Here is a 25,955-nt window from a genome sequence, read left to right as displayed (position 1 = left end):
GACCCCCATGGCAGACGGCCAGACCGCTCCCGACCAGGACGCCCTCTCCCGGATCGACACCACGGTGCCGCATTCGGCCCGCATCTGGAACTACTGGATGGGCGGGAAGGACAACTACGAGGTCGACCGGGAGGCGGGCGACGCCTACCGCCGGATCGCGCCCAACATCGAGACGATGGCCCGCGCCTCCCGGGAATACCTGATCCGTACCGTGACGTTCGTCGCCGGCGAGCTGGGCATCCGCCAGTTCCTGGACATCGGCACCGGACTGCCCACCTACGACAACACCCACCAGGTCGCCCAGCGCATGGCGCCGGAGTCCCGGATCGTCTACGTGGACAACGACCCCCTGGTGCTGCGGCACGCCCAGGCGCTGCTCACCAGCACACCCGAAGGGGTCACCGACTACATCGACTCCGATCTGCGCAATCCCGGGCGGATCATCGAGGCGGCAGGCGAAATACTCGATTTCGACAAGCCCCTCGCACTGATGCTGATGGGCATCCTGGGTCACATCCAGGACTACGAGGAGGCCAGGTCGATCGTGCGCCGACTCCAGGCCGCCCTGCCGCCGGGCAGTTACTTCGTCCACTACGACAGCACCGACACCGACGCGGAGCTGAAGCGGGCGCAGGAGGGGTACGACGACACCGGCGCCGTCCCGTACGTGCTGCGCAGCCCCCGGCAGATCGCCGCGTACTACGACGGCCTCGAACTGCTGGACCCCGGCATCGTCTCCTGTCCGCTGTGGCGTCCCGAGCCGGGCACCGACCCGCAGCCGACGGACGTGTACGGGGGAGTCGCCCGCAAGCCCTGACGCCCGCGGCGCACGGGCGTGGACCGGGCCCGTACGCCGGTCCGCACGGTCCGCGGAAAGGCGTCGGCCGCGTGGTCGGCCGCCGAGGTGCACGTGCCGGGACCGGGGCGCTCGGCGGTGCGCGGGTCAGGAGGCCGTGCGGGCTTCGAGGTCGTTGCGGGTGTCGTCGCCGTACACGCCCGTCTCGTCCCCCCGGATGCCGTACCAGAGCTGGAAGCGGGCCACCGCCGCCGTCAGCGTGGCGTCGTACACGCCGCTGAGCGTGCCCCGGTCGTACACGTTCGGGATGCGCAGCAGCCGTTCCTGCAGGTCGCTCACCGCCGGGCCGCTGTCGCCCTCGCGCAGGGTGCCGGGTCCGTCCGGGTCGGCGCCCTGCGGAACGGCGGCCGACGCCGGTGGCGCGGACGAGGCGGCAGGGGGCAGCGCCTGCGCGGTACCGGCGGTGTCCCCGTCCCGGGTGAGCAGCAGGGCCGCGCCGAACCCCGCCACCGCGGCCGTCACCGCGGTGACGGCGAGCGTCGTACGCCGCAGCGAGGAGCTTCGGCCGTGCGCGGGCGCGTGCGCGGTCCGGCGTTCGCGCCGCACCGGCCGTCGTACGGGCCGGTCGTCGTCCGCGGCAACCGGCGGCGGTTCCCCGGTGTCGTCCTCCGTGACCGTGACCGTGACCGTGGCCGATGTGGTGTCCTCGGCCACCGGGACGGCGACGACCTCGTAGCCCTCGTCCGGGTCGCGTTCCCTCTCCCGCACCTGCCGCAGCAGCTCCGACAGGGAACTCTGCTGCTGACGGCGCAGGACGTGGGTCGGCTCCAGGGGCGCGCGACGCGTCGGCTCTTCGGGGTCGAACGGTGTCGACAACCTGCTCTCCCTCCGGGTGCTCCTGGGAAGGGATACGCGTGTCCCCGCCCGCCGGTTCAACACGGCGGCGACGCTTCGGCGACGGCGGATCCTGGTACGGAGGACACCGACCGCGTCCCACGACGAGAACGGACCCGTGTCATGCAGTTGCTTCCCTTCGGTACCGACCACGCCGCGACGGTGGCGGGTTGGCCCGTCTCCGCGGCGGAGGCGGTGATGTGGTGCGGGCTGCGGGAGTTCCCCGTCGCCGAGGAGACCGTCGCGGCCTGGCAGCACGCGCCGGACGTGGCGGCCCGTGTCCTGTCGGACGGTGGACGGGTGCTGGGGTACGGGGAGTTGTGGTTCGACGCCGAGGGGGACGAGGTCGAACTGGCCCGGATCGTCGTGGCGCCCGGGGCCCGCGGGAAGGGACTGGGACGCGAACTGGTGCGGGCCCTGGTCGCGGAGGCCCGGCTCTCGGGCCTGTCGGACGTGTTCGTACGGGTCCACCCGGGCAACGCGGTGGCGCTGCGCTGCTACCGCGGAGCGGGGTTCGAGACGGTCGCCGCCGCATCGGCCCGGGAGTGGAACGCCGGCCAGCCGGTCGACTACGTCTGGCTGCGGCACGTCTCCTGAGGGACATGGGCAGGGGGACGTGGGCAGGGGGACGTACGTGATCGGAGGAACTCGGCCGGAGCGTCGGGGTCCTGTCCGGCGCCGCGGGACACGGCGGAGCCGGGTCGGCGGCGCGCCGCCGACCGTGCCGCCCGCGGCGCCGCACACCGTGCCGCCCGCCACGCCATCCACCACGCCATGCGCCGTGCCGCCTGCCGCGGACGGCGAAACGACCCGGACCCCCCGGACGTTGCGCCGGACGAGGGATCTCTGACGTCGTATCAGCGATGCGTCGCGTTTCCCGTCGGTGAACGTGAAAGAGAGTCAGGTGCACAACCGATTTGTACGACAATCGTTTCGCTCGGAGGACCTCGTATGCCCGCCTCACCGCTCTCCCGTTCCGCCGGCATCCGTACCGGCGCCGCAGCCCTCACCACCGCCGCTCTCGCCGGCACCGCTCTCCTGGGGGCACCGGCCGCCCAGGCCGCCCCCTCCCCCGGCGACAAGGGTGACGTCAAGGTTCATGCCGAAACGACGTCCCCCACCGACCAGCGCACCGAGTCGAAGGTCTGCAAGTTCTACCTGTCCGCCTTCAACTTCGAAGGCGTGCCGGGGATCACCTGGACCATCGAGCCGCAGCCGACGGCCTCGGCCAGCGGCACGCTCACCGGCACCCTCGCCCTCCCCATCGGCACCGGCTACACGGACACGCTCGCGCTCCCCGACGGCGAGTACAAGCTCACCTTCAAGCCGACGGGTGCGGCGGGGGCGAGCAAGGAGAAGACGTTCACGGTCGACTGCAACCCCGCCGCCGCGACCGGGACGGACGCGAAGCCCGACGCCAAGGCCGACGCCAAGGCCGAAGCGAAGGCGGAAGCCAAGCCCGACGCCAAGGCGCAGACGCCCAGCGGCGCCGTGCCCGCGGGCGGCGGCGGTCTCGCCGAGGCGCCGACCGTGTCGGCGGTCGCGGCAGCCGGCGCGGTGGGCCTGGTCGGCGTGTCCGGCTTCGTCTACTTCCGGCAGCTGCGTCGCCGGACCGACGGTGCCGCATAATCACGCGCCCAGGCCCTGGTACCGCACGCGTGCCTACCGCCTGACGAGAACGGCGATCCTGACGTTCTCCCTGGTGATGGGCGGCATCTGGTGGGTCGAGGACGACGGCCGGCCCGCCGAGCCGGCCGCCGCCTCGGCGGTGGACCCCGGGGACGCGAAGGCGTCCCCGGGTCCGCCCGCCTCCACGACACCGGAGCCCTGGCGCACCCCCGCTCCCGAACAACCTCCCGTCCGCCCTCCGGCCCCGCCGGACCCCTCGGCACCACCGTCCCGGACACCGCAGCCGCTGCCGCGGTCCGAGCCCAGGTTCGTGAGCATCCCGTCCCTCGGCCTGGACGCCCCGCTCGTCGGGCTGCGGCTGGACGGGCGGGGGCAGCTCACCGCCCCGCCGCTCGACCGGCCCGAGCTGGCCGGCTGGTACGTGGGCGGGCCCACTCCCGGCGAGGCGGGCACCTCGGTGATGGTCGGCCACCTGGACAACCGCTCCGGCCCCGCGGTCTTCGCCGGCCTGAGCACGCTGACACCCGGCCGGATCGTCGAGGCCCGACGCTCCGACGGCCGCACCGCCGTGTACACGGTGGACGCCGTCCGCATGTACGAGAAGGCGCGCTTCCCCAGTCAGGAGGTGTACGGGACCAGGAACCGGCCGGAGCTGCGGCTGATCACCTGCGGCGGCACGTACGACCGGAAGACCGGCTACCGGAGCAACGTCGTCGTCTTCGCCCACCTGACGAAGACCTACGGCCCCGCGCACACCACCTAGCGCGACGGCCCCGGCCGCTCCCGGGCGGGTCTCCGACGTCGCCGTCGCCCAGTGGTCGCGCTGTGCCGCAGGACGGTGCCGGGGGCCGGGCCGGTGAGCGCGGGCAGCGGTGCGAGGAGCTGCGGCCGCCGTGCACGTCGAGCAGCGCGCCGACGCACCGCAGTCCGCGCGGCCGGTCCCGGAAGCGGTGGCCGTCGACGGTGCCGGCTGTCTCTACGGGGCGCTGCGGGCGGGTGCCGCCGGGTTCCTCGTCAAGGACATGGCCCTGGAGGACATCATCGACGCGATCCGGGTCGTCGCCGCCGGGGACGGGCTGCTCGCACCGAGCGTGACCCGCCGTCTCATCGGCGAGTTCGCCGGCCGCCCGGAGGTGCCGGCTCCGGGCGGGGCGATCGCTGGTGGTGTCGGGGCGTGGAGGGACGCCGGCCAGTCGGTCAGGATCCGGTTGACCTCGTCGGGGCGTTCCTGCTGGACCCAGTGGCCGCAGTCCTCGACGGGGTGGGAGGAGACCGGGCCGGGCGGGGTGACGGGGAACGCCTCGACCGCGTCGGCCAGCCGGCTCAGGGGGGCGTCCAGTGCACCGGCGACGAAGAGCGACGGCTGGGTGAGAGGTGCGCCGTCGAAAGCGGCGAGGTCCTCCCGGTCGCGGTCCATGTTCCGGTAGCGGTTGAGCGCCCCCGTGAGGCCGGTCCGCTCGAACTCGGCCGCGCAGAACTCGAGTTCCCCGTCCGTCAGCCAGGACGGGCGGGCCGGTACGAACCGGTCGCGGAGCCTGCCGCCCTCCGGGACGAAGAAGACCGGGCCCTCCCCCGGCGCCGGCCCCGTGCCGGCGGACAGCGTGGCGTAGAAGCCGGCCGGCCACCCGCGCACGTCCTGCTCGATCTCCGCCTCCCCCGGCCCGGCTCCTGGAAGTAGCGGACGTAGAACTCCTCTTTCCCGCCGATCATGGCGAAGGCGTCGGACGGCCGCATGCCGCCCCGGGGCGCGTACGGCACACCGGACGTCCCGACGGCGGTGAACACGTCGGGCCTGAGCAGCGGAGCCGGCGGCGATGGTGGAGCCCCGGTCGTGGCCGACGACCACCGCGTTCTCCTCGCCGAGCGCGCGGACGACCGCCACGTTGTCCTCGACGTGGGCTCCGATCCGGTACGCCCCGGCGTCGTCGGGGGCCGAGGAGCGCCCGTAGCCGCGTACGCCGAGGGCCACCGCGCGGTAGCCCGCCGCGGCGAGCGCCGGGAGCCGGTGGCGCCGGGAGTGCCGGAGCTCGGGGAAGCCGTGCACCAGCAGGGCCAGCGGTCCGGTGCCCTGCTCGACCAGGTGGATCCGGCCACCCGGAACGTCGACCAGCCGGTGCGTGGCGCCCGCCGGGGTGAACGGGCCGGTGTCCTGCGGCATGTGCCCTCCTCGAACGGATTCCACTGCTCCCGGTCATCGGGGCGTCCGCACCGGAAGGAAGGACGTTGCCGTTCCGGCAGAACCGGCCGGGGAAGGGCGGGTTCCCGCCGACTCCGAACGCCCGCGCGGCCCGGTGAACCGGACTGCGCGGCGGCACGTACTGAAGGAGGGCGTCCACCTCGCGGGAGGCCCACGGAAGTGACGCTGTGTCAGGACAGTCGCGTCAGGACAGTCGCACGGGAGCCGTGGATGAGGCATGCACGACGGAATGTTCAGCGGATCGCACGGTTCGCCGCCATCGGCGGACTGGCCTGCGGAGGGCTGATGGTCTCGCATGCCGTGGCGAGTGGGACGCCGGACGGTCCGCGGACCGCGGGCGCCGAGACCCGGGCCGCGCGGACGGGCCAGGAACTGGTCGCCGAACTGGGCACCTCCCGTACGGCGGGCAGCTGGATCGACGCCGAAGGGCGTCCGGTCGTCGCGGTGACCGACGAGAGGGCCGCGGCCGACGTACGCGACGCCGGCGCCGTCGCCAAGGTCGTCCGGCACACCATGCGCGACCTCAGGTCGGCCACCGGGGTGCTGAAGGCCGCGCCCAGGGTGGCCGGCACCTCCTGGGCGCTGGACTACGCGGCCAACCAGGTGGTGGTGCGCGCCGACAGCACCGTCTCCGCGGCCGAGTGGGCGCGGCTGACCGAGGTGGCCGAGGGCATCGGCGCGTCGGTGCGCATGGAGCGCACGAAGGGCACGTTCACCCCGCGGCTGAACGGCGCCGACGCGCTCTTCGCCGGCTCGGGACGCTGTTCGGCCGGCTTCAACGTGACGAACGGCCGGGAGAACTTCATCCTCACCGCCGGCCACTGCGGTCCCGTCGGCACGACGTGGTTCTCGGACCAGCAGGGGAACCGTCAGGTCGGGGACACCGTCTCCGGCTCGTTCCCCGGCGGCGACTTCTCGCTCGTGCGGTACGGCCCCGGCACCGCCCTCAGCGGCGCCGACGTCGTGGCCGTCGGCGGCGGCCGGGGCGTACGGATCACGGGGGCGGCCGACCCGGCCGTCGGCCAGCAGGTCTTCCGCAGCGGCAGCACGACCGGTCTGCGGTCCGGCCGGGTGACGGGGCTGAACGCCACGGTCAACTACCCGCAGGGCACGGTCACCGGCCTCATCGAGACCACGGTGTGCGCGGAACCGGGCGACAGCGGCGGCCCGATGTTCGCCGACGGCCTGGCCCTGGGCGTCACCTCGGGCGGCAGCGGGGACTGCACCAGCGGCGGTACGACGTTCTTCCAGCCGGTGACCCGGGCGCTCGACTCGCTCGGTGTGAAGCTGGCGAGCGACCCCGCGGCGGCCGGCCGGGCCGCGCCCCCGTCCGACGGCACCGACGGCACCGACGACGGCGCCGCGGTACCGCCCGGCACCTCCGCGACCGCCCCCGGCGGCGCGGTCCCGCCGGGGGCCATGGGCCCGGCGGACACGGTGCCCGAGGGCCGGACCGACCGTGCGTCCTCGGCGCTGGAGCGGCTGGGGGACTACCGGAACCTCGGTCCCGGGCTGTTCGTCGTCGCGGGGAGCCTGCTCGCGCTGGTGGCGCTGCGCATCCGTTCGGAGCGGGGCCGCAGGCGCTACCGCAGCCAGTACTCGCAGAGTTGGGGCTGACCGGGGCGTTTACTGGGACCATGACACGCCCCCGTGACGACCTCCACCAGGCCCCCGACCACCAAGCCTCCGACCACCGGGTATCCGACCACCGAGCCTCCGACCACCGGGCTCCCGTCGTCGTCGGCACCCCGGGCTCCTTCGCCCGCGGCGTGCTGGACGAACGGCACCCGGCCGTCGTCGAGCGGGTACGGCGGGCCACCCCGTACCCGCCGGAGCTCCAGCGGGCGCTGGACGTCCTCCTCCAGGAGATCACGCAGGGGACGGTCGGACGGCTGGACGACGGCGAACCGGATGCCGCGTGGTGGCGGGACGCGCCCCACTACGGGCGGCAGTGGGCGGAGGTGCCGTTCCTGTGGGCGGAGAGCTTCTTCTACCGCAGGCTCCTGGCCGCGCTGCGGTACTTCACGCCGGGCCCGTGGCGGGGCATCGACCCCTTCGCCCCGTTCAAGAACGCCGAACTGGCGGGCGCCGGGGTGGACGAAGAGCTCTCCGCCCTCGACCGCCTCGCCGGTCTCACGCCGCCGGAGCGGGACCGCACGCTCCTGCTCTCCTCCCTCTGGGGCAACCGCGCCGACCTCGGCTTCCGGCTGGACACGGGTGAGGCGGGACCGGGCGACAGGGTGCCGGGGCTCGTCGTCGACGACTCGCCCGTGCTGTGGGACGTCCTCGCGGCCGGCCGGCCCGGGAAGGTCTGTCTCGTCGCCGACAACGCCGGCCCGGAACTGCTCCCCGACCTGGTCCTCGCCGATCACCTGCTGACCACCGGGCGGGCCGCCCGCGTGGTCCTGCACCTCAAGCCGTATCCGTACTACGTCTCCGACGCCACCACCGCCGACGCGCTCGCTTGCCTCGACCGTCTGGCCGGGGCCTCCGGCCACGCGTCGGCGACCGGCGCGCGGCTGCGGCGGGCCGTGGGCGACGGACGGCTGGTCCTGCGCGCCCACCCGTTCTCCTGCGCACCCCACTCCTACGACCGGATGCCCGCCGACCTGCGGGAGGACTTCGCGTCCGCCACGCTCACCGTGATGAAGGGCGACCTCAACTACCGCCGTCTGGTCGGCGACCGGCACTGGCCGGCCACCACGCCGTTCGCCGGGGCGACCGCGTACTTTCCCGGCCCGGTGGCGGCGCTGCGCACGCTCAAGTGCGACGTCGTGACCGGACTGGCACCGGCCGTCCTGGCACGGCTGGACGCGGACGCCGGGGCCTGGCGCACGAGCGGGACGCACGCCCTCGTCCAGGTCAGGACCTGACCGTTCGCCGCGCTCCGCGGGCGGGGGGGGCGGGGCCGTGCCCCGTCGTTCCTTGGGCCCGCGGCGGCGGCGGCGCGGGCACCGCATACCATCACCCTGATGAGCAGCCGGACGCCCCACGGAGCGCGCCGCGTCGCACGGGACGCGGCGCCGTGCTCCGCGCCGGCCGTGCTGCTCGCGGTGCTGGTGGCGGTACTGGTGGCGTGTCCGGTGTACGTGTCCGCGCACGACCGGACGGCTCCGGACCCCGCTCCCGTGCCGGTGGCCGCCGTCTCCGTCGCCCATGACCGGCTCGGCTCCCCCGCGGAGCACGACCGGTGCTGCGGTCTGCCCACCCGCGAGGCGCGCGCCGTACTGCCGGCGGGGGCCCACCCCCTGCCCGCGGTGGCACCCCGGATGCCGTACGCGGCCCGGCCGGCCGCCGTGCCGTACCTTCCCGTACGGCCGCCCACTCACAGGGCCCCCGACCTCCATGTCCTGCAGGTGCAGCGGATCTAGACCGGCGTCCCGCACCACGACGTCCGTCCGACCCTCACCCACCGCCGCCCGGAGACCCGGCGCGGCGGGGACAAGGAACGCCTTCCCATGAGCAGGACCAGCAAGAAGTCGGCCGCGACGGCCCGCAAGGCCCGCATCGAGGAGATGCGCCGTGCCGAGAAGGCCCGCGAACGCAGGAACCGCATCCTGACCATCACGGTCAGCACGGCCATCGTCGCCGGGCTCGTCGGTTTCGGCGCGTACTACATCAACGACGCGAACGAGAAGGACGCGCGGCAGCAGGCGGCCGCGAAGAAGCCCGTCCGGGGCGAGAAGACCTGGGACGCGAAGAAGCTGTCCCAGAACCACGTCACGAAGTCCGTGTCGTACCCGATGAACCCACCGGTCGGCGGCGACCACCACCAGGCGTGGATGACGTGTGACGGCTCGGTCTACACGAAGGCGATACCGAACGAGAACGCGGTGCACTCGCTGGAGCACGGCGCGGTCTGGATCACGTACAACGACAAGGCGGCGGACGCCGACGTGAAGACCCTTGCCGACAAGGTCGGCAGGACGCCGTACACGCTGATGAGCCCGGTGGAGGACCAGGCCGGCGCTCTCATGCTGTCGGCCTGGGGCAAGCAGCTGACCGTGGAGAAGGCGTCCGACCCGCGGGTCCGGCAGTTCCTCACGAAGTACGTGCAGGGCCCGCAGACCCCCGAGCCGGGGGCCGCCTGCACCAACGGCGTCGACGCGGCCTGACCGGCCGGACGCGACCTGACCGGCCGGGCGCGGCCTGGCCCGTACGGGCGACACCGCCCGCCCCGGCGCGGCCCGCCCGGCGTGGGAGCGGCCGGGCCGCCGGGCGTTCCCGCATCCTCTCCTCGACGCACGCGACCGGACACGACCGGACGCGAACAGATCACGAGCGAACGCGACCGGCAGCCGGCCGTTCGCCGCCGCGACGAGGAGGAACCCCGTGCCGGTACGCCCCACACCCCGCGGAACGCCCGCGCGCAGAACGCCCCCGCGCGGAACGTCCCTGCTGCTGACCGCGGCGGCCGTGCTGGCCGCCGCGGGCTGGACCACGGTGGGACAGCCGGCCGGGGAGGCCCCCCGGCACCGGGCGCCGGAGCCGCCCGCCGCGTCGACCGTCTGCGCCCCCGCGGGCACCCTGAGGGGTCCCGGCGGGCAGCGGGCCTCCGTCAGCCTCTGCGCGAACGGCGGGGGTGCGGGGACGTCGCTGTCGGCCCCGGCCACCTGCCGGCGCGCCGGCGCGTCCGTCCGGTACGCCTGTCTGACCTCGGGCACCTGGACACTGCGCCGGGAGGGCCGGACCGTCGCCACGGGACCGCTGCCCGGCGGCAGGGAGAACCCCGGCCCCGGTACGTACGAGGTCACCGGCACGGTGCACGTCCGCTCCTCGCCCGCCGGTGTCGACCTGCGGGGCACGGTCCGCGCCGAACTGACGCTCACCGACCCCAAGCCGGTACCCACGCACCGCATCGAGGTCGACCGGCGGACGCTGCGGCCGCACGCGTCGACCACGCTGCGGTACACCGTCTCGCGCGACAGCGACGCGGGCGACGGCAGCGCCCGCTTCGGACTCATCGGGGAGGAGTCCTCGGGGGTGGAGCTGACGACGTCCGACGCCCGCTGTGTGAATCCGCTCACCGGTCGCCATCCGTCGACGGCCCGCAGCATGTACGCCCTGGACTGCGCCCTCACCGACCTCCAGCCGGGCCGGCCCTCCACGGTGATCGTCCGCGCCAGGGTGGCGGACGCCTGCACGAGCATCGTCTCGAAGCTCGGGTACTGGATGCCGCGGGGCCAGAGCCTCTACACCGGCGGCATGCTGGCCGGCCCCACGGTCACCTGCCGCTCCCCGGAGAACCGCGGACACTGACCCCGGAGCAGGCGAACGGCGGGCCGGCCCCGTGGAGGGGACCGGCCCGGCCGCGCGCCACGGTGTTCAGGTCCGCGGCGGCCGGTCGTCCCGGCCGTCACCGCCGAACTGGTCCCGCAGCTTGTCCTGCGCGGTGTCGACGTGCCCGCTGTACTTTCCCCGTGTCCGGTCGTCGACGGCGTCACCGGCCTTGTCGATGCCTTTGCCCGTCCGGTCCGGGTGGCCCTTCAGCATGTCCTTGAGCTTGTTCATGACGGACATGGGTCGTCCTCCTGATCGGTTCGCCCCGCTGCTTCCAGGGTCACCGCGGGCGGCGGGTTCCGCATCCCGGAGGACGGGCCCGGAGCCGCGGACCGGAAGGACGGGCACCCTTCGGGAGCCGCGTTCCTACGCCTCCGTACGGCACTCCGGGTGGCCCCAGCCGTCGGGGTTCTTCGCGATGGTCTCGCCCGCCGTGTACGGGCGGCCGCAGCGGCACCGGCCCGGGAACTTGGCCTTGAGCGTGCGCGAGGAGCCGGCGGAGGTCCGCGCGGAGGAGGACGCCGAGGAGGAAGAGGCCGAGGAGGACCCCGGGGACGACACGCGCTTCTTCGCGGGCACCGCCTTCCTGGCCGCCGGGGACTTCGGCGGTTCCGGGGAGCCCTGCCCGCTGCCCGCGGGCTGCTGGACGAACGCGGCCTGGCTCGCCGCCCGGTCCGCGAAGTCGTTGAGGGGGTCGCCGTCGACCTGGTGCGCGGGCACGTAGCGGAACTCCACCGAGCGGCCGTCGAGCAGTTCGTCGATCCGGACGACGAGTTCCCGGTTGGCCACGGGCTTGCCCGCCGCCGTCTTCCAGCCCTTGCGCTTCCAGCCGGGGAGCCAGGTGGTGACCGCCTTCATCGCGTACTGCGAGTCCATCCGGATCTCCAGCGGCACGTGCGGGGCGACGGCCGTCAGCAGCCGCTCCAGCGCCGTCAGTTCGGCGACGTTGTTGGTCGCGGTGCCGAGGGGGCCCGCCTCCCATTCGGTGGGGGTACCCGATCCGTCCCCGACGACCCAGGCCCAGCCTGCGGGGCCCGGGTTTCCCTTCGACGCCCCGTCACATGCGGCGATCACGCGTTCAGCCATGGGCAGATCATGCCAGGAACGCCCGCCGGGGAGGGGGGCGGGTCCGGCGCCCCGGGGGCGGGTCGCCGGTTGTGGTCCGTGGGCTATGTTGAAGCACCGTGGGACGTGAAGGAGGCGCATCGGTGCCATCGCCGCAGCAGGCCCGGGCGCAGGCGTCCGCGATCAGTCCCGGGAAGCCGGCCGCGGAGGCGGAGGCGGCTCCCACGACACGGCTGCGGGCCCTGTTCGACGGGCCCCGGCTGTCCCCCGGGCAGCGGCGCATCGCGCAGTACCTCGTCGAGCACATCGCCGAGGCCGCCTTCCTGTCGATCACGGATCTGGCGGACCGCGTCGGCGTCAGCCAGCCCTCCGTGACCCGCTTCGCGTCCGCGGTGGGCTTCAGCGGTTACCCCGCCCTCCGGGAGCACCTCCAGTCGATCGCGCTCAGCAAGCTCGCCGGCACACCCGACGCCGCCGAGGAGACCAGGCCCAACGAACTCCAAGCCGCCGTCGACGCCGAGATCGACAACCTGGAGAACCTGCGCCGCGACTTCGCCGACCCGGCGCGGGTCCTCGAGACCGGCCGCGCCCTGTCCCGGTCGGCCCCGCTCACCGTCCTCGGGCTGCGGATCTCCGGTTCGCTGGCCGAGTACTTCGCCTACGCCGCCCGGCGCATCCACCCCGACGTCCGGCTGGTGACGCGGGGCGGCAGCGTCGCCTACGACGCCCTGCTCCAGTCGCGCGAGGCGGGCGGCACCTGGGTGCTGGCCTTCACCATGCCCCGGCACGCGTACGAGACGCTGACGGCCGTGCGCGTCGCCCGGCGGGCCGGTCTGCGCGTGGCCCTGGTCACCGACCTGGGGCTCGGGCCGCTGGCCGACGAGGCCGACGTCGTCTTCGCCACCGGCACGGGCTCCCGGCTCGTCTTCGACTCCTACGCCGCGCCGGCCGTGCTGTCCGCGGCCCTGCTCCAGGCCATGACGGACGCCGATCCCGAGCGTACGCAGGCCCGCCTGGAGGACTACGAACAGGTCGCGGACGAGCACGCCTTCTTCCTCAAGGACTGACTCCCCGCCCGTCTCGCCCCGGGGGCGACGGACCGCGGTGATGAGGAGGCGCGGTGCCGACGAGGCGTGGTGCCGACGGTCTGCGATGACGTCGTTCCGCAAGACGAAATCCAGTCCCATCCGGACATGAATTTTTACATACCCTTGCTTACCGGACGGTATATATGAATACTTCTCGCTGATCGGGATCCGGTGGGGTCCCGGCCGGCCCGGAACGGCGCACCCGCCTCGCACCGCCCCGGGCGCAGGACGGGCACCGCTCGCGCACGCCCGTGGCGGCCCCGGTCACTCCCCTGGGCCGGGGCCGCCAAGAACGCCCAGAACCGCCCGCCGGCCACCTCGGAAGCGATGCCCATGTCCCTGACGTACTCGCCCATCAGCACGGACTGGCCCTGTCAGGTCAAGACGCCCGGCAACCGCGACTGGGAGAGGTCGGCCGCCAAGTGGCTGCGCGAGCTGGTGCCGGGCCGTTACGGCAGCTATCCCCTGCTGATCCGGCAGCCCGTCCTGCTCGCCCGGCACGCGCAGATCCAGCTCCAGCAGGAGATCCGGGTCGTGCGCACCGCGATGCACAGCGCACGCGCCGAACTGCCCGCCCTGGGGATGCCCGAGTCCGTCATCGAGCACACGATCAAGCTGTACGCGGCCGAACTCACGCAGCTGAACCACATCGCCCGGGGCGTCCGCGTGATCACCCAGGCCCTCGTGGAGAGCCACCACGCACGCCAGGGCCACTGACCGGGCCGGTCCGGCACGCGACCGCCCGCACCATCCACGCCATCCGCACCATCCACGCCATCCGGGGCACCCGACTCCCCGGCGGGAGCACACCGAGTGCCGTCCACCCCCACCCGCGCCAGGCCCGGCGAACCCGAAGCCGCCGGCGCGGGGGTCCCTGGCGGCGGCGGCGTTCCGGCCTGCGAGGAGCCGCCCCCCGCGCCGCACTCCGCCCGGCACCGGGGCGCCCCCCGGTGCCGCGGTGGACACTGGCCGGGACAGGTGTCCACGAGGAGCGCGGAGGAACCCATGGAAGCCAAGGACCTTCTGGTCGAGGCATACGGCCGCATCAAGGACGAGGTGCACGCCGTCGTCGACGGCCTCTCCCCCGGCGACCTCAACGCCCGCCCCGATGGCCGCGCCAACTCGATCAGCTGGCTGGTCTGGCACCTCACCCGCGTCCAGGACGACCACGTCGCCGACGCTTTCGGCCTGAAGCAGGTCTGGACGGAAGGCGGCTGGGCGGACCGCCTCGCACTGGCGCTCCCCCAGGACGACACGGGCTACGGCCACACTTCGGAGCAGGTCGCAAAGGTGCGGGTGGACGCGGGCGACCTCCTGACCGGCTACCACGACGCCGTGCACGAGCAGACCCTGCGGGCCCTGCACGGCCTGAGCGGCGACGACCTGGACCGCATCGTCGACGAGAACTGGACCCCGGCCGTCACCCTGGGCGCCCGCCTGGTCAGCGTGCTCTCCGACGACCTGCAGCACGTGGGCCAGGCCGCCTTCGCACGAGGTCTGCCGACCGGCCGCTGAGGTGATGCACATCCCGGAGGCGACCTCGCCGTCGCCGTCCTGGTCCTGATCCACAACGGGGTGGCGCGGCGGCGCCGGTGACCCGTGACTCCGGGCTCGCGGTCGCGGAGGCGCACCGGCGGCCCGGGCGGGTGGGCGACGCGGACCGGGCCCGGAGGACGGGCTACCGCGCCGCCCGCGCCTCCGTTGACCTGCGCGCGCTGTTCGTTCCCCTCATGCGCCGCGAGAGGTGACCGGCTCCTGTGTCCCACCACCCCCTTGACGGCGTAGAAAGCCCTTGCCACACTCACGGCCCGCCGTAGAAAACGCTTGCTGCGGCCGTCTGCCGGGCAAGCGGCGGACCTTCGTACGAACCCCCGCATGAACTCCACACCAACCCCCACACAGGAGGAAGACGAGATGGGACGCGGAGCCGCACCTCACCTCACTCGCTCCACCCCACGGGCCCCCGGACGGCGGGCCGGTGTCCTGGCGACCTGTGCCACGACCCTGGTCACGGCGGCGGCCCTGCTCACCGCTCCCGCGAGCGCGGCCCCGGCGAGCGCGGCCCCGGCGGGCGGAGCCCCGGCGGACGCGGCCCCGCCGCAGACGGCGGCGGCCTGCGGCGAGGGCTCCTACCACGCCGAGGCGACCCTGAGCGGCAGCACGTGGACCGCCCGGCGCGGCAGCTCCGTCGTGTACACCGGTACCGACATGCGGGCCGCGATGCAGGCGGCCGTCGGCAGCCTCACGGCGGGCCGTACCTCGAAGGAGCGGGTCGTCGTACGCGGCTCGGGCAGCATCGGCGCCGGGTCGCGGGTCTCCCTGCCGAGCTACACCGTGCTCGACGTGTGCGGGACCATCAACGTCACCGGTTCGGGCTCGGGCGACCAGGCACCGGTCTACGCACGCGGCGTACGGGACATCGAGGTCCAGCACCTCAACGTCACCGGCGCCCCGCTGTACGGCATCTTCATGCGCAACGTCACCAACGTGGTGCTGGGCCAGATCGACATGCGCCTGTCGGCCGGTCTCGGCGTGCGCATCGACAACCGCGGCGACACCAGCCAGTGGACCCGCAACGTCCGCATCGACAGCGTGTACGTGTCCGGGGCGAGCAGCCATGCCGTGGAGACGTACGGGGTCGACGGCATCACCATCGGCACGGTCACCGCGCGCAACGTGGGCGAGTCGGGCCTGCTGCTGAACCAGACGGTCAACGCCACCGTCACGAAGGTGGACGCGGACGGCGCGGGCACCGGCACCGGTTACGCGGCCTTCCGGATGGCCAACCGCAACGGCCGGATCGGCAGCGGTTACCCGACCAACGTACGGGTCGGCGAGGTCGTCGCGCGCGGGGGCGGCCGGGGCGTGTTCTGCGTATCGGAGAGCGGTGGCGCGACCATCGACCGGATCACCCTCTCGAACACCGGCAACAACGCGATCCTGATCGAGAACTGCTACAACGTGAACCTCGCCGCGCAGAGCGGGAGCGTCACGGGCGGCGGCGAGATCCGGCTGGCCGCACGCTCGGAGTTCCCCAACAACGCGGACATCACCGTCCAGAACCTGACGGTGACCAACTCCGCGATCAGGGAGAGTCCGTGCGGTGACAACACGACCTTCCGCAACAACACCCTCGTCAACAGCTCGCAGAGCATCTGCTGACGTGCGCCCGCGGGTGCCTCCTCCCGGCCGGGAGGAGGCACCCGCGGGCGGGGCGGTTCGTCCGGTACGCGGCTCAGGCCTGGACGGCCGGGAGGAGTCCGGTGACGGGGGCGGCGAGGCCGGTCACCTGGTGCAGCTGCTCCAGCTGGCGCAGACCGCCCTTCAGCTGGCCGAGGCCCTTCACCCCGTCGCGGATCTTCGGGACCTCGTCCCGGTGCTCGGCGGGGAGGTCGCTCACGGCGATCGAGTCGAGATTCCCGATCAGGTCCAGCTTTCCCGCCTGGGGGACCGTGGCGGCACTCGCCGCCGGTACGGCGATGCCCGTGACACTGAGGGCGAGGCCGACGGCGGCGACGATACGTCGTGTGGGGATCATGCCGTGAGCAACGGTGGCGGGGCGCCCGCGGACACGGCCCCGCCCGGCTCCTCACCCGGGAGGCGCATCCCGTCCGGGAGGCACATCGGTCCGGCCGGGGTGTTCCGCCGGGTTCCGGCGTCATACTGGCGCTCGTGCGAGTAGCGATCATGACGGCGGGTTCACGGGGTGACGCCGCTCCGTACACGGGGCTCGGACACGGGCTGGCGCGGGGCGGGCACGAGGTCACGGTGGTGACGCACGCCCGCTTCGAACCCCTGGTGACCGCCGCCGGCCTGGGGTTCCACCCCCTGCCGGTGGATCCGCGGGCGGAACTGGAGTCCGCCCGCGGACGGGCCCTGCACCGCAGCGCCACCGGCATCGGCAAGCTGGCCCGGCTGGTCGGGATGACGCGGTCGCTGGTGGGGCGGATGGCGGACGGCCTGGTGGACGCCGCCGGAACGGCCGACGTACTGCTGCTGTCGAGTTCGCTCGGACCCCTCGGTCACGCCGTCGCCGAGGGGCACGGGCTGCCGAGCATGGGCGTGTATCTGCAACCGCTCGCCGCCACGCGGGAGTTCGCCCCGTCGGTGATCGGCACCCGTTCGCTGGGCGCGGTGGGGAACCGGCTCGCGGGGCATGCCGTCGACGCGGCCGTGGAGCAGATCTTCGCCGACACGACGCGGGCGCTGCGGGCCCGGTTCGGGCTCGCGCCGCTCGGTCCGCGCGCCGCGCGCCGGGCCCGGGAGCGGCGTGGCTGGCAGATCCACCACGGCTTCAGTCCCCTGGTGGTGCCCCGGCCCCGCGACTGGCGGCCCGGACTGGACGTGGCCGGTTACTGGTGGCCGTACGACCGGGACCCGCGGCTGCCGGACGGGCTGCGGGACTTCCTGGACGCCGGGCCGCCGCCGGTCTTCTTCGGCCTGGGCAGCGCCACCGTGCCCGACGCCGGGCGGCTCGGCGCGGAGGTCGTCCGGGCGCTGCGCGCGGCCGGGCTGCGGGGTGTCGTGCAGCGGGGCTGGGCCGGGCTGTCCGCCACCGGCGACGACATGTTCACCGTGGACGAGATCCCGCACCCGGTCCTCTTCCCGCGGACGGCCGCGGTGGTGCACCACGCGGGCGCGGGCACGACCGCGGCGGCGCTGCGCGCCGGAGTGCCGACGGTACCCGTGCCGGTCCAGTTCGACGGGGCGTTCTGGGCCCAGCGGCTCGTCGCGCTGGGGGTGGCCCCGGCGGCGGTCCCGCTGCGCGGGCTCACCGCCGACGCGCTCGGCGCCGCCGTACGGCGCGCGGTGACGGATCCCGCCCACGCGCGGCGGGCGCGGGAGGTGGCCGGCCGGCTCCGCGGCGAGGACGGGGTGGGTCCCGTCCTCGCCGCCGTGGACCGGCTGGCCGGACGCTGAGCCCGGCGCCGGGCCGGGAGCGGGCCGGGAGCGGGCCGGGGTCAGGCCACGGTGATGTGCACCGTCATCTCGTCGGCGCCCGGGGTGCCGACGACCTCGACGGTGACCCCCGTCCACCTGCCGCCGGGCAGGTTCAGCGCCGGCTGCGTCTTCTCGCCCACCGTGTTCCTGTCGCCGAACGGGTACAGGTCGTCGCTGTCGCCCCGGTTGCCCCGGCCGAACATGCGGGAGAGGTCGCCCCGGCCGTCGGCCTGGAGGAGCTCGATGGCGAGGTTCTCCTCGTCGTTGACGTTGTCGACCGACTCGTCGACGACGTACACGGCGACCCCCTCGTCGGGCAGGAAGGCGTCCTGCCCGCGCCTGCGGCGGTACTCCACCAGGATGTACTGGTGGTCGGACATCGTCTCCGGGTTCTGCACGAACACCGCGTCGCCGTCCTCCGCGGCGGGCCGCAGTCTGATGTCCCGGGTGGTCTTGTTCACCACCTGGGGTTCGATCCAGCCGTGGAACATCCGCAGCATGGCCGTCGGGAACACCGGGGTCAGACCGCCGTTGCCCCAGGAACCGCCCGCCATGAGGCAGTAGTTGCCGAGCCCGGCCGACCGGGTCAGCTGCTGCCGGCCGGTGTCGTAGTAGTCGGCCCAGCGCGCCGCGAGGTGGCCCCACTCGTGCGCGCACACTCCGACGGCGCAGTCCTCGGGCACGGTCAGGAAGGTGCGCACGGACAGGCCGGGCGCGACCTCGACGCCGTCGGGGACCGTCCACTTGAGGCTCCACAGGTCGCCGCGCTGGGTCGTCTGCTCGGCGCCGCGTCCGGCGTGGATGATGAACAGGGCCGTGACGGCGCCCTCGCCGAGCGCGTCGAAGGAGCTGAAGTCGACCCCCGCGTCCCGGGCCGCCAGGACGGCGTCCCGCGCCAGTCCCTGCGAGTTGCGCGGGAAGTTGGCGTTCATCCCGGAGTTGCCGTCCGCGTAGAAGGACAGCGGCTGCGGCATGCGGAACCAGCCGTGCACCGCGCCCTGGATGTCGATGCCGGTGCTGGGCGAGGTGTCGAAGGCGCTGACCTGCCGGTAGAAGGAGCGCATGCTGCCGGTCGGGAACTCGTCCAGGCCGAAGAGCATGCTGTCGTAGTGACCGGGCCCGTGGTCGGCGTCGTGCGGCCGGTCCGGGAAGTCGACGAGCAGCACCAGCGTGCGCACCGTTCCCCGCAGTCGGGTCGCCGGGCGGGCGAGCAGCTGCTTGTCGGAGCTGGGACCCGGGTCGAGCGCCCCGTCGTCGAGGCCGACGAGGTTCTCGCCGCGCCGGCCCGCCCGCCACACGGTGTAGTACTCCTCGAAGGTGGTGTTCCTGGGCAGGCGGCGTTCCCTGCCCAGTTCCAGGTAGCGGGCGTACAGCTGTGCCAGGGCCTGCGGCGACAGCGGTACGGGACACGCGGCGGTGCAGTCGTGGGCGGGTCGTACGGGGCTGAGCGTGTGACGCATCAGGCACCCCCTTCAGGGGACGGACCCCTCTTTGCCGGACACGGAGGATCCATGGAATCAGACCACGCGAAGGCCGTACGCCTCTCGTAGTCGCGGTCGGTCCGGCTGTCAATGTCCGTGCGTCGCACCGGTGTTGCCCCTGACGCCCACCGCCCCCACCGTCACCGGCGTCACCGGCGTCACCCCAGTCGCGTCGCCGCCCAGTCGGCCAGCTCCGCGCGGGCGGCGCTCAGCAGCGCCGCGGAGGGGGCCGTCGCGCCGTTGGTGACCAGGGCGTAGTGCAGGGTGCCCTGGTCCGGGGCGGTCAGCAGGAGGCGGCGGCTGCCCGTGCCGCCCGGTTCGCGTGCGACCGCGACCGGTGTGGTCCTGGTGTAGGCGGGGGGCGCGGCCGTCGTACCGAGGTCCGAGACCACCGTCGTGGAGGTGGTGGGGAAGGACGCGGGCAGGTGCAGTTCGGTGGGTTCCGCGCTGCCGTCGGAGCGCCACACCTGGAGCGCGTACTGGCCCGGGCCGACCAGCTCGGCCACCCGCGGCAGGGAGTCCGGGACCGGGTTCCAGGTCAGGGTGGTGGAGCCGTCGCGCGAGCGGTCCTCGTAGGTGAAGGCGACCGTCCGGCCCGCCGTCGCGCTCGGGTAGACGCGGTCGAGGAGCCGGGCGTCCTGGCGCAGCACGGCCGTCCCGGAGTCGTCGAGACGTACGGCGGACAGGTCCTCGTCGTTCCAGGCGTCACCGGCGGTGAGCACCTTGCCGGGGTTGCCGTTCATCAGTTCGCGGTGCCGGCCGTTGTAGATGTCCCACTGCCACTGCGAGCCGGACAGGACGGGACCCGACCGGGCGGGGGCGGTCCACCAGCCGGCGCCCGGCACCCGGGAGTCGAGGGCCTGGTACACGGCCTTGAGGACGGTCGGCGCCTTGTCGGAGACGGTGCCCGCGAGCGGATGGCCGAACTCGCTGACGACCGCGGCCGTACCGGTGGCGGCGGCCCGGTCGCGCACGGTCCCGAAGTCGCCCGTGTACTGCCCGTCCTTGGCCTTGCCCCACATGAAGACGCCCGAGATCGCCTTCTGGTCGTAGAAGTGGGTGTTGAAGACGTAGCGCGGGCCGAGCGTGCCCGCGTCGAGGAGGCCGCCCTCCTGCCGCTGGAAGTCGATGTTGGCGTTCCAGAAGAGGTTCGGCTCCACGAAGGCGGGCTTGTCCTGCCAGCCCGCCGCGTCCATCCGCGCCCGGAACCTCACGTAGAACGGCCAGAGCACGTCCTTCTCCCACGCGCGGCTCGTCTGGCCCGGGTCGTAGCTGCCGGCGTGCGGCTCGTTGTACGGGTCGAAACCGACGATCCCGGCGAACTGGGCTTCGCTCAGGTGCTGTTCGATGTAGGCCATGGTGGTCTGCGCGGTGGCGAGGAAGGCGTCCTGGAGTCCGTACGCGTTGTGCCAGAAGTCGTACGACGCCTCCGTCACCGCGGCGTTCGAGGTGATGTTCTGGCCCCAGAAGGGGCAGATGCCGCAGTACTCGTCCGGGTAGTCCCCGGTGTCCACGGCCCACTCGGGGGCCCCGTCGCCGGTGTACCAGCTATCGGGGTCGAAGAGGTGGCGCGAGTAGAGGTCCTGGTGGAAGTCGGGGTAGATCCGGATCCCGGCGTCCAGGAAGGCACGCATCTGGTCGGTGGCCGCGGCCAGGTAGGCCGTGTCGACCCGGCCGCGCACCGGCTCGGCGTACGCCCAGGAGAGCAGGAAGCGGACGGAGTTGCCGCCGCCGAGGGCCCGCAGGGCGGTCGCCGACTTCCTGGCGTCGGCGACCGAGGCGAACGGCAGGCCGTGGTTCTCGTCCAGCTTCGTCTCGCCGGAGACGTTGTAGCCGCGCAGCACGACCTCGCGGCCGAGGCCGTCGGTGAACCGGCCGTTCTGCACCGTGAGGGTCGCGGCGGCCGCCGGATCGAACCACAGGTCGTCCGGGAGGGCGGCGGCGGACGGGGTTCCCGCGGTCGACAGGAGACCGGTCAGGAGGACGAGGACGCCGAGCAGATGCGCACGCAACTTCGACATGTCCACAACATTTCCGTGCGCGTCTCCGCCCCGTCAATACTCCTGACTTGAGAGTAAGTCACTTTCATCCCACGGCTGTCGGTATCGGCGCCCGTGTCTGCGCCTGGACGCCCTCCACGGCCGGGATCACCAGGACCGCGCCGTCGAGCACGCCCGGCACCCGCATTCCGTACGACGGATCCCGGCCCCTTCCCGGGCCCCGGGAAGGGACCGCCGGCTCGGCCTGGCGGCCTGCCCGCCGGACACGGGAGGCGAGGTCCCGGACCGCCCGGGGCCCGGATGCGACGCTTGCACCGGGCGGCGCCCCGGATGACCCGGGCCGGTCCGCGCGGGGCCCGCCCGGTCACGCACCGCCGGCGGCCGGTCCGACGGCGGTGGTGGTGGTGAGAGGAGCGGACGATGCGTGAGATCCTGCCGGCGCTCGGCCGGTGGTACGCGGAGGGCGCCCCCTTCGGTCTCGCCACCGTCGTCGCCGTCAGCCGGAGCGCGCCGCGGGACCCCGGCGCCGCCATGGCCGTCGGACCGGGCGGCGAGGTCGTGGGCAGCGTGTCCGGCGGCTGCGTCGAGGCCGCGGTCTACGAGCTGGCCCGGGAGGTGGTCGCGACGGGTGAGGCACGGCTGGAGACCTTCGGGTACGGCGACGAGGACGCGTTCGCTGCCGGGCTGACCTGCGGCGGGGAGATCACCGTGCTCGTGCGTCCCGTGACGGCCGCGCTCGATCCGTCCTTCGGCGCGGTCGCCGGGTCGGTGGCCGCGGGGTGCCCGGTGACCGTGGCGACGGTGACCGACGGCCCCGCACCGCGCGGCGCGACCCTCGCCGTCCGGGCGGACGAGGTGTCCGGAACGCTCGGCACGAGTGGTCTGGACGTGGCCGTCACGGCCGACGCGCGGGGCGAACCGGCCCCGGGCGCGACCGGTCTGCGGCGCTACGGGCCGCGGGGCGAACGGTGTGAGGACGCGGTGACGGTGTTCCTGCACTCCTTCGCTCCCCCGCCGCGCATGCTGGTCTTCGGGGCGATCGACCACGCGGCGGCGGTGGCCCGCATCGGCGCCTTCCTCGGCTACCGGGTCACCGTGTGCGACGCGCGGCCCGTCTTCGCCACCCCGGAACGCTTCCCGGCGGACGCCGAGGTCGTCGTCGAGTGGCCGCACCGCTTCCTGGAGAGGACGGACACCGACGACCGCACGGTGGTCTGCGTCCTCACCCACGACCCCAAGTTCGACGTGCCGCTCCTGGTGGAGGCGCTGCGCCGCCCGGCCGCGTACATCGGGGCGATGGGCAGCCGCCGTACGCACGACGAGCGCATGGAGCGGCTGCGGGAGGGCGGGCTCGACGAGGCCGTCCTCGCCCGGTTGCGCTCGCCGGTCGGCCTCGACCTGGGGGCGCGTACGCCGGAGGAGGTGGCCGTGTCCGTCGCCGCCGAGATCGTCGCGCTGCGCCGGGGCGGCAGCGGCGTCCCGCTGACGGCGACGGCCGGGGAGATCCACCCGCGCCGGTAGTGCGCGGCGGTGGACCGGAGCGGTGCGTCAGGTGCGGTCGCGCGGATCACGCGGGACGCGCGGCGGCAGGCGGTGCAGCCGGACGTCGTCGAGGCCGCCGTCCGTCACGGTCGCGGTCATGTACGTGCAGTGCGGCTGGCGCCGGCGGTCGGTGGGCGAACCCGGGTTGAGGAGGCGCAGCCCGGTGGCGGCGGTGGTGTCCCAGGGGATGTGGCTGTGGCCGAAGACCAGGACGTCGAGGTCGGGGAAGCGGTCGGCGCAGCGGCGTTCGCGGCCCTGGGCCGCGCCGGTCTCGTGGACGACACCAAGGCGCAGGCCGCCGAGTTCGGCGCGGGCGACCTCGGGGAGGCGGGCCCGCAGACCGGAACCGTCGTTGTTGCCGTACACGGCGACGAGCCGCTTCGAGCGGCTCTCCAGGAGGTCGAGGGTCGCGGTGTCCACCCAGTCGCCGGCGTGGATCACGACATCGGCGCGCGGGAGCTCGGCGAGGAGCGGCCCGGGGAGTTCCCCGGCGCGCTTGGGGAGGTGCGTGTCGGACATCAGCAGGAGGCGCATGCGGACCAGTCTCCCCGCTCAGCCCTCGGCGGGACCGTCCGGCGGGGGCCCGGTCAGCGGGAGTTCGGCCCACACCTGTTTGCCGCCGCTGACCGGGACCGTTCCCCAGGTGACGGAGAGGGCCTCGACCAGCAGGATGCCGCGGCCCCCGGTGGCCTCCCAGCCGATGCTCGTGGGCCTGACGGGCGTACGCGGCGAGATGTCGGCGACGGCGACGCGCAGGCGGCCCTCGACGAGGGTGAGGTCGAGGCGGACCTGGCCGTCGGTGTGCACGAGGGCGTTGGTGACGAGCTCGGAGACGACGAGGAGGACGGCGTCGGGTTCGTCCCCGACCTCCCAGGCGCGCAGGACGCGCCGGGTGAAGCGGCGGGCGTGCCGGACGGCCTCGGGGACGCGCCACACCGTCCAGCTCTCCCGCAGGGGCCGCAGGGCCAGACCGTCGTAGCGCATCAGGAGCAGGGCCACGTCGTCGCTGCGGTTGGCGCCCGCGAGCAGGGCGTCCGCGACGGGCCCGAGGTGGGCGGGGTCGGCCGCGGCCAGCCGGCCGGCCAGCCGGGCCAGGCCGTCCTCCATGTCGAGTTCGGCGGACTCGACCAGGCCGTCCGTGGTGAGGGCCAGCAGGGTGCCGGGCCGCAGCGGCAGGGGGCTCATCGGGAAGTCGGCCTGGGTGATGACGCCGAGGGGCGGACCGCCCGCCGTGACGACGACGTCGGTGGTGCCGTCCGGGTGGCGCAGCACCGGTGGCAGGTGCCCGGCCCGTACGCACCAGGCGGTGCCCTCCGCCATGTCCACGTCGACATAGCAGCAGGTGGCGAAGAGGTCGCTCTCCATGCCCGTGAGCAGGCGGTTGGCGTGCGAGACGACCACGTCGGGGGGATGGCCCTCGACGGCGTACGCGCGCAGTGCGGTACGCATCTGACCCATGAGGGTGGCGGCCTGGGCGTTGTGTCCCTGGACGTCGCCGATGACGAGGGCGACGTGGTGGTCGGGCAGCGGGATCACGTCGTACCAGTCGCCGCCGACCTCCAGGCCCGCCGTGGTGGGCAGGTAGCGGGCGACGGCCTCGGCGCCGGGCAGGGGCGGCAGTCTGCGCGGAAGGAGGGTGCGCTGGAGCATGCCGACGAGTTCGTGCTCGGCGTCGAAGGCGTGGGCCCGCATCAGGGCCTGGCCCGCGAGGCCCGCGGAGGCGGTCAGCAGGGCGCGTTCGTCGGGGCCGAAGTCGTGCGGGGTGTCCCAGCCGATGAGGCAGGCACCGGCCATACGGCCGCCGGCGGGCAGCGGCAGCACGGCGAGGCCGCCGGGGCCGACCTCGGCGAGCGCGGGTTCCAGCGGTGTCCCGGCGGGCCAGATCGCCGCCCGGCCCTCGCGCAGGGCCGCCTCCAGGGTCGGCATGCTGCGCACGGGGGCGTCGGGCCACTCCGAGCGCCACTCGGTGCGCCACACCTCGGGCCAGAACTCCGGCTCCGGCGGGTCCAGGACGGTGACGACGAGCCGGTCGCCCTCCAGTTCGGCCAGGGCGATGCGGTCCGCCGCCAGGGGCCGGCGCAGGGCGGTGACGACCGCCTGGCCGACGTCGCGGACGGTGCCCGCGGTGGCGAGCGCGGCGGCGAGGCGTTGGACACGGGCCACCTCGTTGCCGCCGGAGCGCATTTCCGAGGCGTCGGCGACGGTGCCCGCCAGCCGGGAGGGACGCCCGTCGGCGGCGGTCAGCAGGCGGGCGCGCAGCCTGAGCCAGCGCTGCTCACCGGAGGGCTGGAGGATGCGGAACTCCAGTTCGCGCTCGCCGATGGACATGTGGTCGGCCTCGACCACGGACATCAGCGTGGGCAGGTCCTCCGGCACGGTCATGCCCAGCAGGGTCTCGATCTTGCCGTCGAACTCCTCGGGACCGAGCCCGAACAGCCGCAGCATCTCGTCGTCGACCTCGACCCGCCCCGAGTCCATGGCCAGGCTGAACGAGCTGGGCGGCGCCTCGGCGCCGTCGGGTTCGGGGGGCGGCGCGAAGGAGACCGCCCCGGCGAACAGCTCCAGGCACGCGCGGTCCTCGGCGCCGAAACCGCCCGGGTTCTCGCTCACGGCCACCAGGCAGCCGCCGCCGTGCGGGCCGGGCGGCAGCGGCAGGGCCGCCAGCCAGGGGCCGTCCGCCCGGGGGTGCCGGGCGCCGGGCAGCACGGCGGGTTCCGCCGGGCCCGGCCACCGGGACCGGCCGGTCCGGTAGGCGTCGGCCGCCGGCGAACCGCCGGAGAGGGGGTAGCCGTCGGGCAGTCCGTACAGCGCCCGGGGCACACCGGCCGACCCGGTCAGGCACAGCCGGTCGCCGTGCTCCTCCGGGACGTACACGAGGGCGAGGGCCGCGCCGCCGTACACGAGTACCTGTTCGAGCACGCTCCGCAGTCGTTCCGGAGGACGGAGGTCCGTGGGCAGCGCCTCCAGGGCGAGCTCGGCACGCAGTGTTCTCGTTCCGCGCCCCGTGCCGCCCTCACTGACCACGTCCGTCATTAGAACGCT

The 25,955-nt window shown here is 74.1% G+C and carries 24 protein-coding genes and 2 pseudogenes; 17 read left to right on the top strand and 9 right to left on the bottom strand.

Translation table 11 applies throughout. The features are described 5' to 3' along the window. Nucleotides 1-7 precede the first annotated feature (7 nt). On the top strand, nt 8-817 hold the full coding sequence (locus KM933_RS10815; protein WP_221350676.1) for an SAM-dependent methyltransferase: 810 nt from the start codon (nt 8-10) through the stop codon (nt 815-817). Between the two features lie 126 nt (nt 818-943). On the opposite strand, the gene KM933_RS10810 is transcribed toward KM933_RS10815, so the two are convergent. Further along, nucleotides 944-1,672 carry a peptidoglycan-binding domain-containing protein gene (locus KM933_RS10810; protein WP_221350674.1) on the bottom strand — a complete coding sequence of 243 codons (729 nt, stop codon included), beginning with the start codon at nt 1,670-1,672 and terminating at the stop codon, nt 944-946. A gap of 141 nt (nt 1,673-1,813) precedes the next feature. On the opposite strand from KM933_RS10810, the gene KM933_RS10805 reads away from it, so the two are divergent. From KM933_RS10805 to KM933_RS39200, 4 genes and pseudogenes are all read left to right on the top strand, one after another. Continuing rightward, entirely contained in the window at nt 1,814-2,287 is a 474-nt protein-coding gene (locus KM933_RS10805) for a GNAT family N-acetyltransferase (protein ID WP_221350672.1), read from the top strand. Between the two features lie 354 nt (nt 2,288-2,641). Further along, nucleotides 2,642-3,319 (top strand): hypothetical protein, encoded by a 678-nt coding sequence (locus KM933_RS39210; protein ID WP_260333357.1) that lies wholly within the window; start codon nt 2,642-2,644, stop codon nt 3,317-3,319. Next, a complete protein-coding gene (locus KM933_RS39205; protein ID WP_308013336.1) occupies nt 3,309-4,082 on the top strand; it encodes a class F sortase in 774 nt (257 codons plus the stop codon). The genes KM933_RS39210 and KM933_RS39205 overlap by 11 nt, the downstream gene beginning before the upstream one ends. 211 nt (nt 4,083-4,293) lie before the next feature. Next, nucleotides 4,294-4,479, top strand: a pseudogene (locus KM933_RS39200) (DNA-binding response regulator); the annotation flags it as partial. Nucleotides 4,480-4,535: 56 nt separating this feature from the next. On the opposite strand, the pseudogene KM933_RS10795 reads toward KM933_RS39200, so the two are convergent. Further along, nucleotides 4,536-5,477, bottom strand: a pseudogene (locus tag KM933_RS10795) (alpha/beta fold hydrolase); the annotation flags it as partial. Between the two features lie 249 nt (nt 5,478-5,726). Here KM933_RS10795 and KM933_RS10790 point away from each other — a divergent pair. The 5 genes from KM933_RS10790 to KM933_RS10770 all read left to right on the top strand — a co-directional run bounded on the left by KM933_RS10790 (nt 5,727) and on the right by KM933_RS10770 (nt 10,775). Continuing rightward, the gene (locus tag KM933_RS10790; protein WP_221350670.1) at nt 5,727-7,133 is read left to right on the top strand and encodes a S1 family peptidase; all 1,407 of its coding nucleotides are present in this window, start codon (nt 5,727-5,729) and stop codon (nt 7,131-7,133) included. 20 nt (nt 7,134-7,153) lie between these two features. Further along, nucleotides 7,154-8,389 carry a damage-control phosphatase ARMT1 family protein gene (locus tag KM933_RS10785; protein ID WP_221350669.1) on the top strand — a complete coding sequence of 412 codons (1,236 nt, stop codon included), beginning with the start codon at nt 7,154-7,156 and terminating at the stop codon, nt 8,387-8,389. Nucleotides 8,390-8,488: 99 nt separating this feature from the next. Then, nucleotides 8,489-8,887 carry a hypothetical protein gene (locus KM933_RS10780; protein WP_221350667.1) on the top strand — a complete coding sequence of 133 codons (399 nt, stop codon included), beginning with the start codon at nt 8,489-8,491 and terminating at the stop codon, nt 8,885-8,887. Nucleotides 8,888-8,974: 87 nt separating this feature from the next. Beyond that, nucleotides 8,975-9,631 (top strand): thioredoxin-like domain-containing protein, encoded by a 657-nt coding sequence (locus tag KM933_RS10775; protein ID WP_221350665.1) that lies wholly within the window; start codon nt 8,975-8,977, stop codon nt 9,629-9,631. A 217-nt stretch (nt 9,632-9,848) separates the two neighbouring features. Continuing rightward, nucleotides 9,849-10,775 carry a hypothetical protein gene (locus KM933_RS10770; RefSeq protein ID WP_308013335.1) on the top strand — a complete coding sequence of 309 codons (927 nt, stop codon included), beginning with the start codon at nt 9,849-9,851 and terminating at the stop codon, nt 10,773-10,775. Nucleotides 10,776-10,841: 66 nt separating this feature from the next. Here KM933_RS10770 and KM933_RS10765 read toward each other — a convergent pair whose 3' ends face one another. Both KM933_RS10765 and KM933_RS10760 read right to left on the bottom strand, forming a co-directional pair. Further along, the gene (locus KM933_RS10765) at nt 10,842-11,036 is read right to left on the bottom strand and encodes an antitoxin (RefSeq protein ID WP_221350663.1); all 195 of its coding nucleotides are present in this window, start codon (nt 11,034-11,036) and stop codon (nt 10,842-10,844) included. Between the two features lie 126 nt (nt 11,037-11,162). Further along, nucleotides 11,163-11,882: a ribonuclease H family protein gene (locus tag KM933_RS10760; RefSeq protein ID WP_221350661.1), complete on the bottom strand. Its 720-nt coding sequence runs from the start codon at nt 11,880-11,882 to the stop codon at nt 11,163-11,165. 122 nt (nt 11,883-12,004) lie between these two features. Here KM933_RS10760 and KM933_RS10755 point away from each other — a divergent pair, with 122 nt between their 5' ends. From KM933_RS10755 to KM933_RS10735, 5 genes are all read left to right on the top strand, one after another. Further along, nucleotides 12,005-12,928 carry a MurR/RpiR family transcriptional regulator gene (locus KM933_RS10755; RefSeq protein ID WP_221350659.1) on the top strand — a complete coding sequence of 308 codons (924 nt, stop codon included), beginning with the start codon at nt 12,005-12,007 and terminating at the stop codon, nt 12,926-12,928. 348 nt (nt 12,929-13,276) lie between these two features. Next, nucleotides 13,277-13,666 (top strand): hypothetical protein, encoded by a 390-nt coding sequence (locus KM933_RS10750; RefSeq protein ID WP_221350657.1) that lies wholly within the window; start codon nt 13,277-13,279, stop codon nt 13,664-13,666. 288 nt (nt 13,667-13,954) lie between these two features. Further along, nucleotides 13,955-14,464: a mycothiol transferase gene (locus KM933_RS10745; RefSeq protein WP_221350655.1), complete on the top strand. Its 510-nt coding sequence runs from the start codon at nt 13,955-13,957 to the stop codon at nt 14,462-14,464. A gap of 77 nt (nt 14,465-14,541) precedes the next feature. Next, nucleotides 14,542-14,697 (top strand): hypothetical protein, encoded by a 156-nt coding sequence (locus KM933_RS10740; protein ID WP_221350653.1) that lies wholly within the window; start codon nt 14,542-14,544, stop codon nt 14,695-14,697. 166 nt (nt 14,698-14,863) lie between these two features. Then, the gene (locus tag KM933_RS10735; RefSeq protein ID WP_221350975.1) at nt 14,864-16,111 is read left to right on the top strand and encodes a hypothetical protein; all 1,248 of its coding nucleotides are present in this window, start codon (nt 14,864-14,866) and stop codon (nt 16,109-16,111) included. Nucleotides 16,112-16,184: 73 nt separating this feature from the next. On the opposite strand, the gene KM933_RS10730 is transcribed toward KM933_RS10735, so the two are convergent. Then, nucleotides 16,185-16,487, bottom strand: coding sequence for a hypothetical protein (locus KM933_RS10730; protein ID WP_221350651.1), 303 nt, complete (start codon nt 16,485-16,487; stop codon nt 16,185-16,187). A 149-nt stretch (nt 16,488-16,636) separates the two neighbouring features. Here KM933_RS10730 and KM933_RS10725 point away from each other — a divergent pair, with 149 nt between their 5' ends. After that, the gene (locus tag KM933_RS10725; RefSeq protein ID WP_221350974.1) at nt 16,637-17,869 is read left to right on the top strand and encodes a glycosyltransferase; all 1,233 of its coding nucleotides are present in this window, start codon (nt 16,637-16,639) and stop codon (nt 17,867-17,869) included. 41 nt (nt 17,870-17,910) lie between these two features. Here the strand turns inward: KM933_RS10725 and KM933_RS10720 are convergent, their stop codons facing one another. Both KM933_RS10720 and KM933_RS10715 read right to left on the bottom strand, forming a co-directional pair. Next, complete coding sequence (locus KM933_RS10720) at nt 17,911-19,350, bottom strand: M6 family metalloprotease domain-containing protein (RefSeq protein WP_221350649.1); 1,440 nt, start codon at nt 19,348-19,350, stop codon at nt 17,911-17,913. A gap of 179 nt (nt 19,351-19,529) precedes the next feature. Next, nucleotides 19,530-21,392 (bottom strand): cellulase family glycosylhydrolase, encoded by a 1,863-nt coding sequence (locus KM933_RS10715; RefSeq protein ID WP_221350647.1) that lies wholly within the window; start codon nt 21,390-21,392, stop codon nt 19,530-19,532. Between the two features lie 399 nt (nt 21,393-21,791). Here KM933_RS10715 and KM933_RS10710 point away from each other — a divergent pair, with 399 nt between their 5' ends. Continuing rightward, nucleotides 21,792-22,892: an XdhC family protein gene (locus KM933_RS10710; RefSeq protein WP_221350645.1), complete on the top strand. Its 1,101-nt coding sequence runs from the start codon at nt 21,792-21,794 to the stop codon at nt 22,890-22,892. Nucleotides 22,893-22,919: 27 nt separating this feature from the next. Here KM933_RS10710 and KM933_RS10705 read toward each other — a convergent pair whose 3' ends face one another. Together KM933_RS10705 and KM933_RS10700 are read right to left on the bottom strand one after the other, a co-directional pair. Then, nucleotides 22,920-23,447, bottom strand: a complete 528-nt coding sequence (locus tag KM933_RS10705) for a metallophosphoesterase family protein (RefSeq protein ID WP_221350644.1) — start codon at nt 23,445-23,447, stop codon at nt 22,920-22,922. A gap of 18 nt (nt 23,448-23,465) precedes the next feature. Further along, nucleotides 23,466-25,946 carry a SpoIIE family protein phosphatase gene (locus KM933_RS10700; protein ID WP_221350642.1) on the bottom strand — a complete coding sequence of 827 codons (2,481 nt, stop codon included), beginning with the start codon at nt 25,944-25,946 and terminating at the stop codon, nt 23,466-23,468. Between the last annotated feature and the right edge of the window lie 9 nt (nt 25,947-25,955).

The sequence above is a fragment of the Streptomyces beigongshangae genome, from assembly GCF_019710745.1.
Taxonomy (GTDB): domain Bacteria; phylum Actinomycetota; class Actinomycetes; order Streptomycetales; family Streptomycetaceae; genus Streptomyces; species Streptomyces beigongshangae.
The sequence above is the reverse complement of the archived record's forward strand: the minus strand, read 5'-3'. Positions and strand labels throughout refer to the sequence as shown.

Excerpts from the sequence above, each read along its gene's own strand:
- KM933_RS10805 (WP_221350672.1), top strand. The coding sequence starts at position 1,814 with ATGCAGTTGCTTCCCTTCGGTACCGACCACGCCGCGACGGTGGCGGGT.
- KM933_RS10705 (WP_221350644.1), bottom strand. The coding sequence starts at position 23,447 with ATGCGCCTCCTGCTGATGTCCGACACGCACCTCCCCAAGCGCGCCGGG.
- KM933_RS10765 (WP_221350663.1), bottom strand. The coding sequence starts at position 11,036 with ATGTCCGTCATGAACAAGCTCAAGGACATGCTGAAGGGCCACCCGGAC.
- KM933_RS10745 (WP_221350655.1), top strand. The coding sequence starts at position 13,955 with ATGGAAGCCAAGGACCTTCTGGTCGAGGCATACGGCCGCATCAAGGAC.
- KM933_RS10700 (WP_221350642.1), bottom strand. The coding sequence starts at position 25,946 with ATGACGGACGTGGTCAGTGAGGGCGGCACGGGGCGCGGAACGAGAACA.
- KM933_RS10760 (WP_221350661.1), bottom strand. The coding sequence starts at position 11,882 with ATGGCTGAACGCGTGATCGCCGCATGTGACGGGGCGTCGAAGGGAAAC.
- KM933_RS10735 (WP_221350975.1), top strand. The coding sequence starts at position 14,864 with ATGGGACGCGGAGCCGCACCTCACCTCACTCGCTCCACCCCACGGGCC.
- KM933_RS10790 (WP_221350670.1), top strand. The coding sequence starts at position 5,727 with ATGAGGCATGCACGACGGAATGTTCAGCGGATCGCACGGTTCGCCGCC.
- KM933_RS10725 (WP_221350974.1), top strand. The coding sequence starts at position 16,637 with ATGACGGCGGGTTCACGGGGTGACGCCGCTCCGTACACGGGGCTCGGA.
- KM933_RS10730 (WP_221350651.1), bottom strand. The coding sequence starts at position 16,487 with ATGATCCCCACACGACGTATCGTCGCCGCCGTCGGCCTCGCCCTCAGT.
- KM933_RS10780 (WP_221350667.1), top strand. The coding sequence starts at position 8,489 with ATGAGCAGCCGGACGCCCCACGGAGCGCGCCGCGTCGCACGGGACGCG.
- KM933_RS39210 (WP_260333357.1), top strand. The coding sequence starts at position 2,642 with ATGCCCGCCTCACCGCTCTCCCGTTCCGCCGGCATCCGTACCGGCGCC.
- KM933_RS10715 (WP_221350647.1), bottom strand. The coding sequence starts at position 21,392 with ATGTCGAAGTTGCGTGCGCATCTGCTCGGCGTCCTCGTCCTCCTGACC.
- KM933_RS10710 (WP_221350645.1), top strand. The coding sequence starts at position 21,792 with ATGCGTGAGATCCTGCCGGCGCTCGGCCGGTGGTACGCGGAGGGCGCC.
- KM933_RS10815 (WP_221350676.1), top strand. The coding sequence starts at position 8 with ATGGCAGACGGCCAGACCGCTCCCGACCAGGACGCCCTCTCCCGGATC.
- KM933_RS10775 (WP_221350665.1), top strand. The coding sequence starts at position 8,975 with ATGAGCAGGACCAGCAAGAAGTCGGCCGCGACGGCCCGCAAGGCCCGC.
- KM933_RS10750 (WP_221350657.1), top strand. The coding sequence starts at position 13,277 with ATGCCCATGTCCCTGACGTACTCGCCCATCAGCACGGACTGGCCCTGT.
- KM933_RS10720 (WP_221350649.1), bottom strand. The coding sequence starts at position 19,350 with ATGCGTCACACGCTCAGCCCCGTACGACCCGCCCACGACTGCACCGCC.
- KM933_RS10785 (WP_221350669.1), top strand. The coding sequence starts at position 7,154 with ATGACACGCCCCCGTGACGACCTCCACCAGGCCCCCGACCACCAAGCC.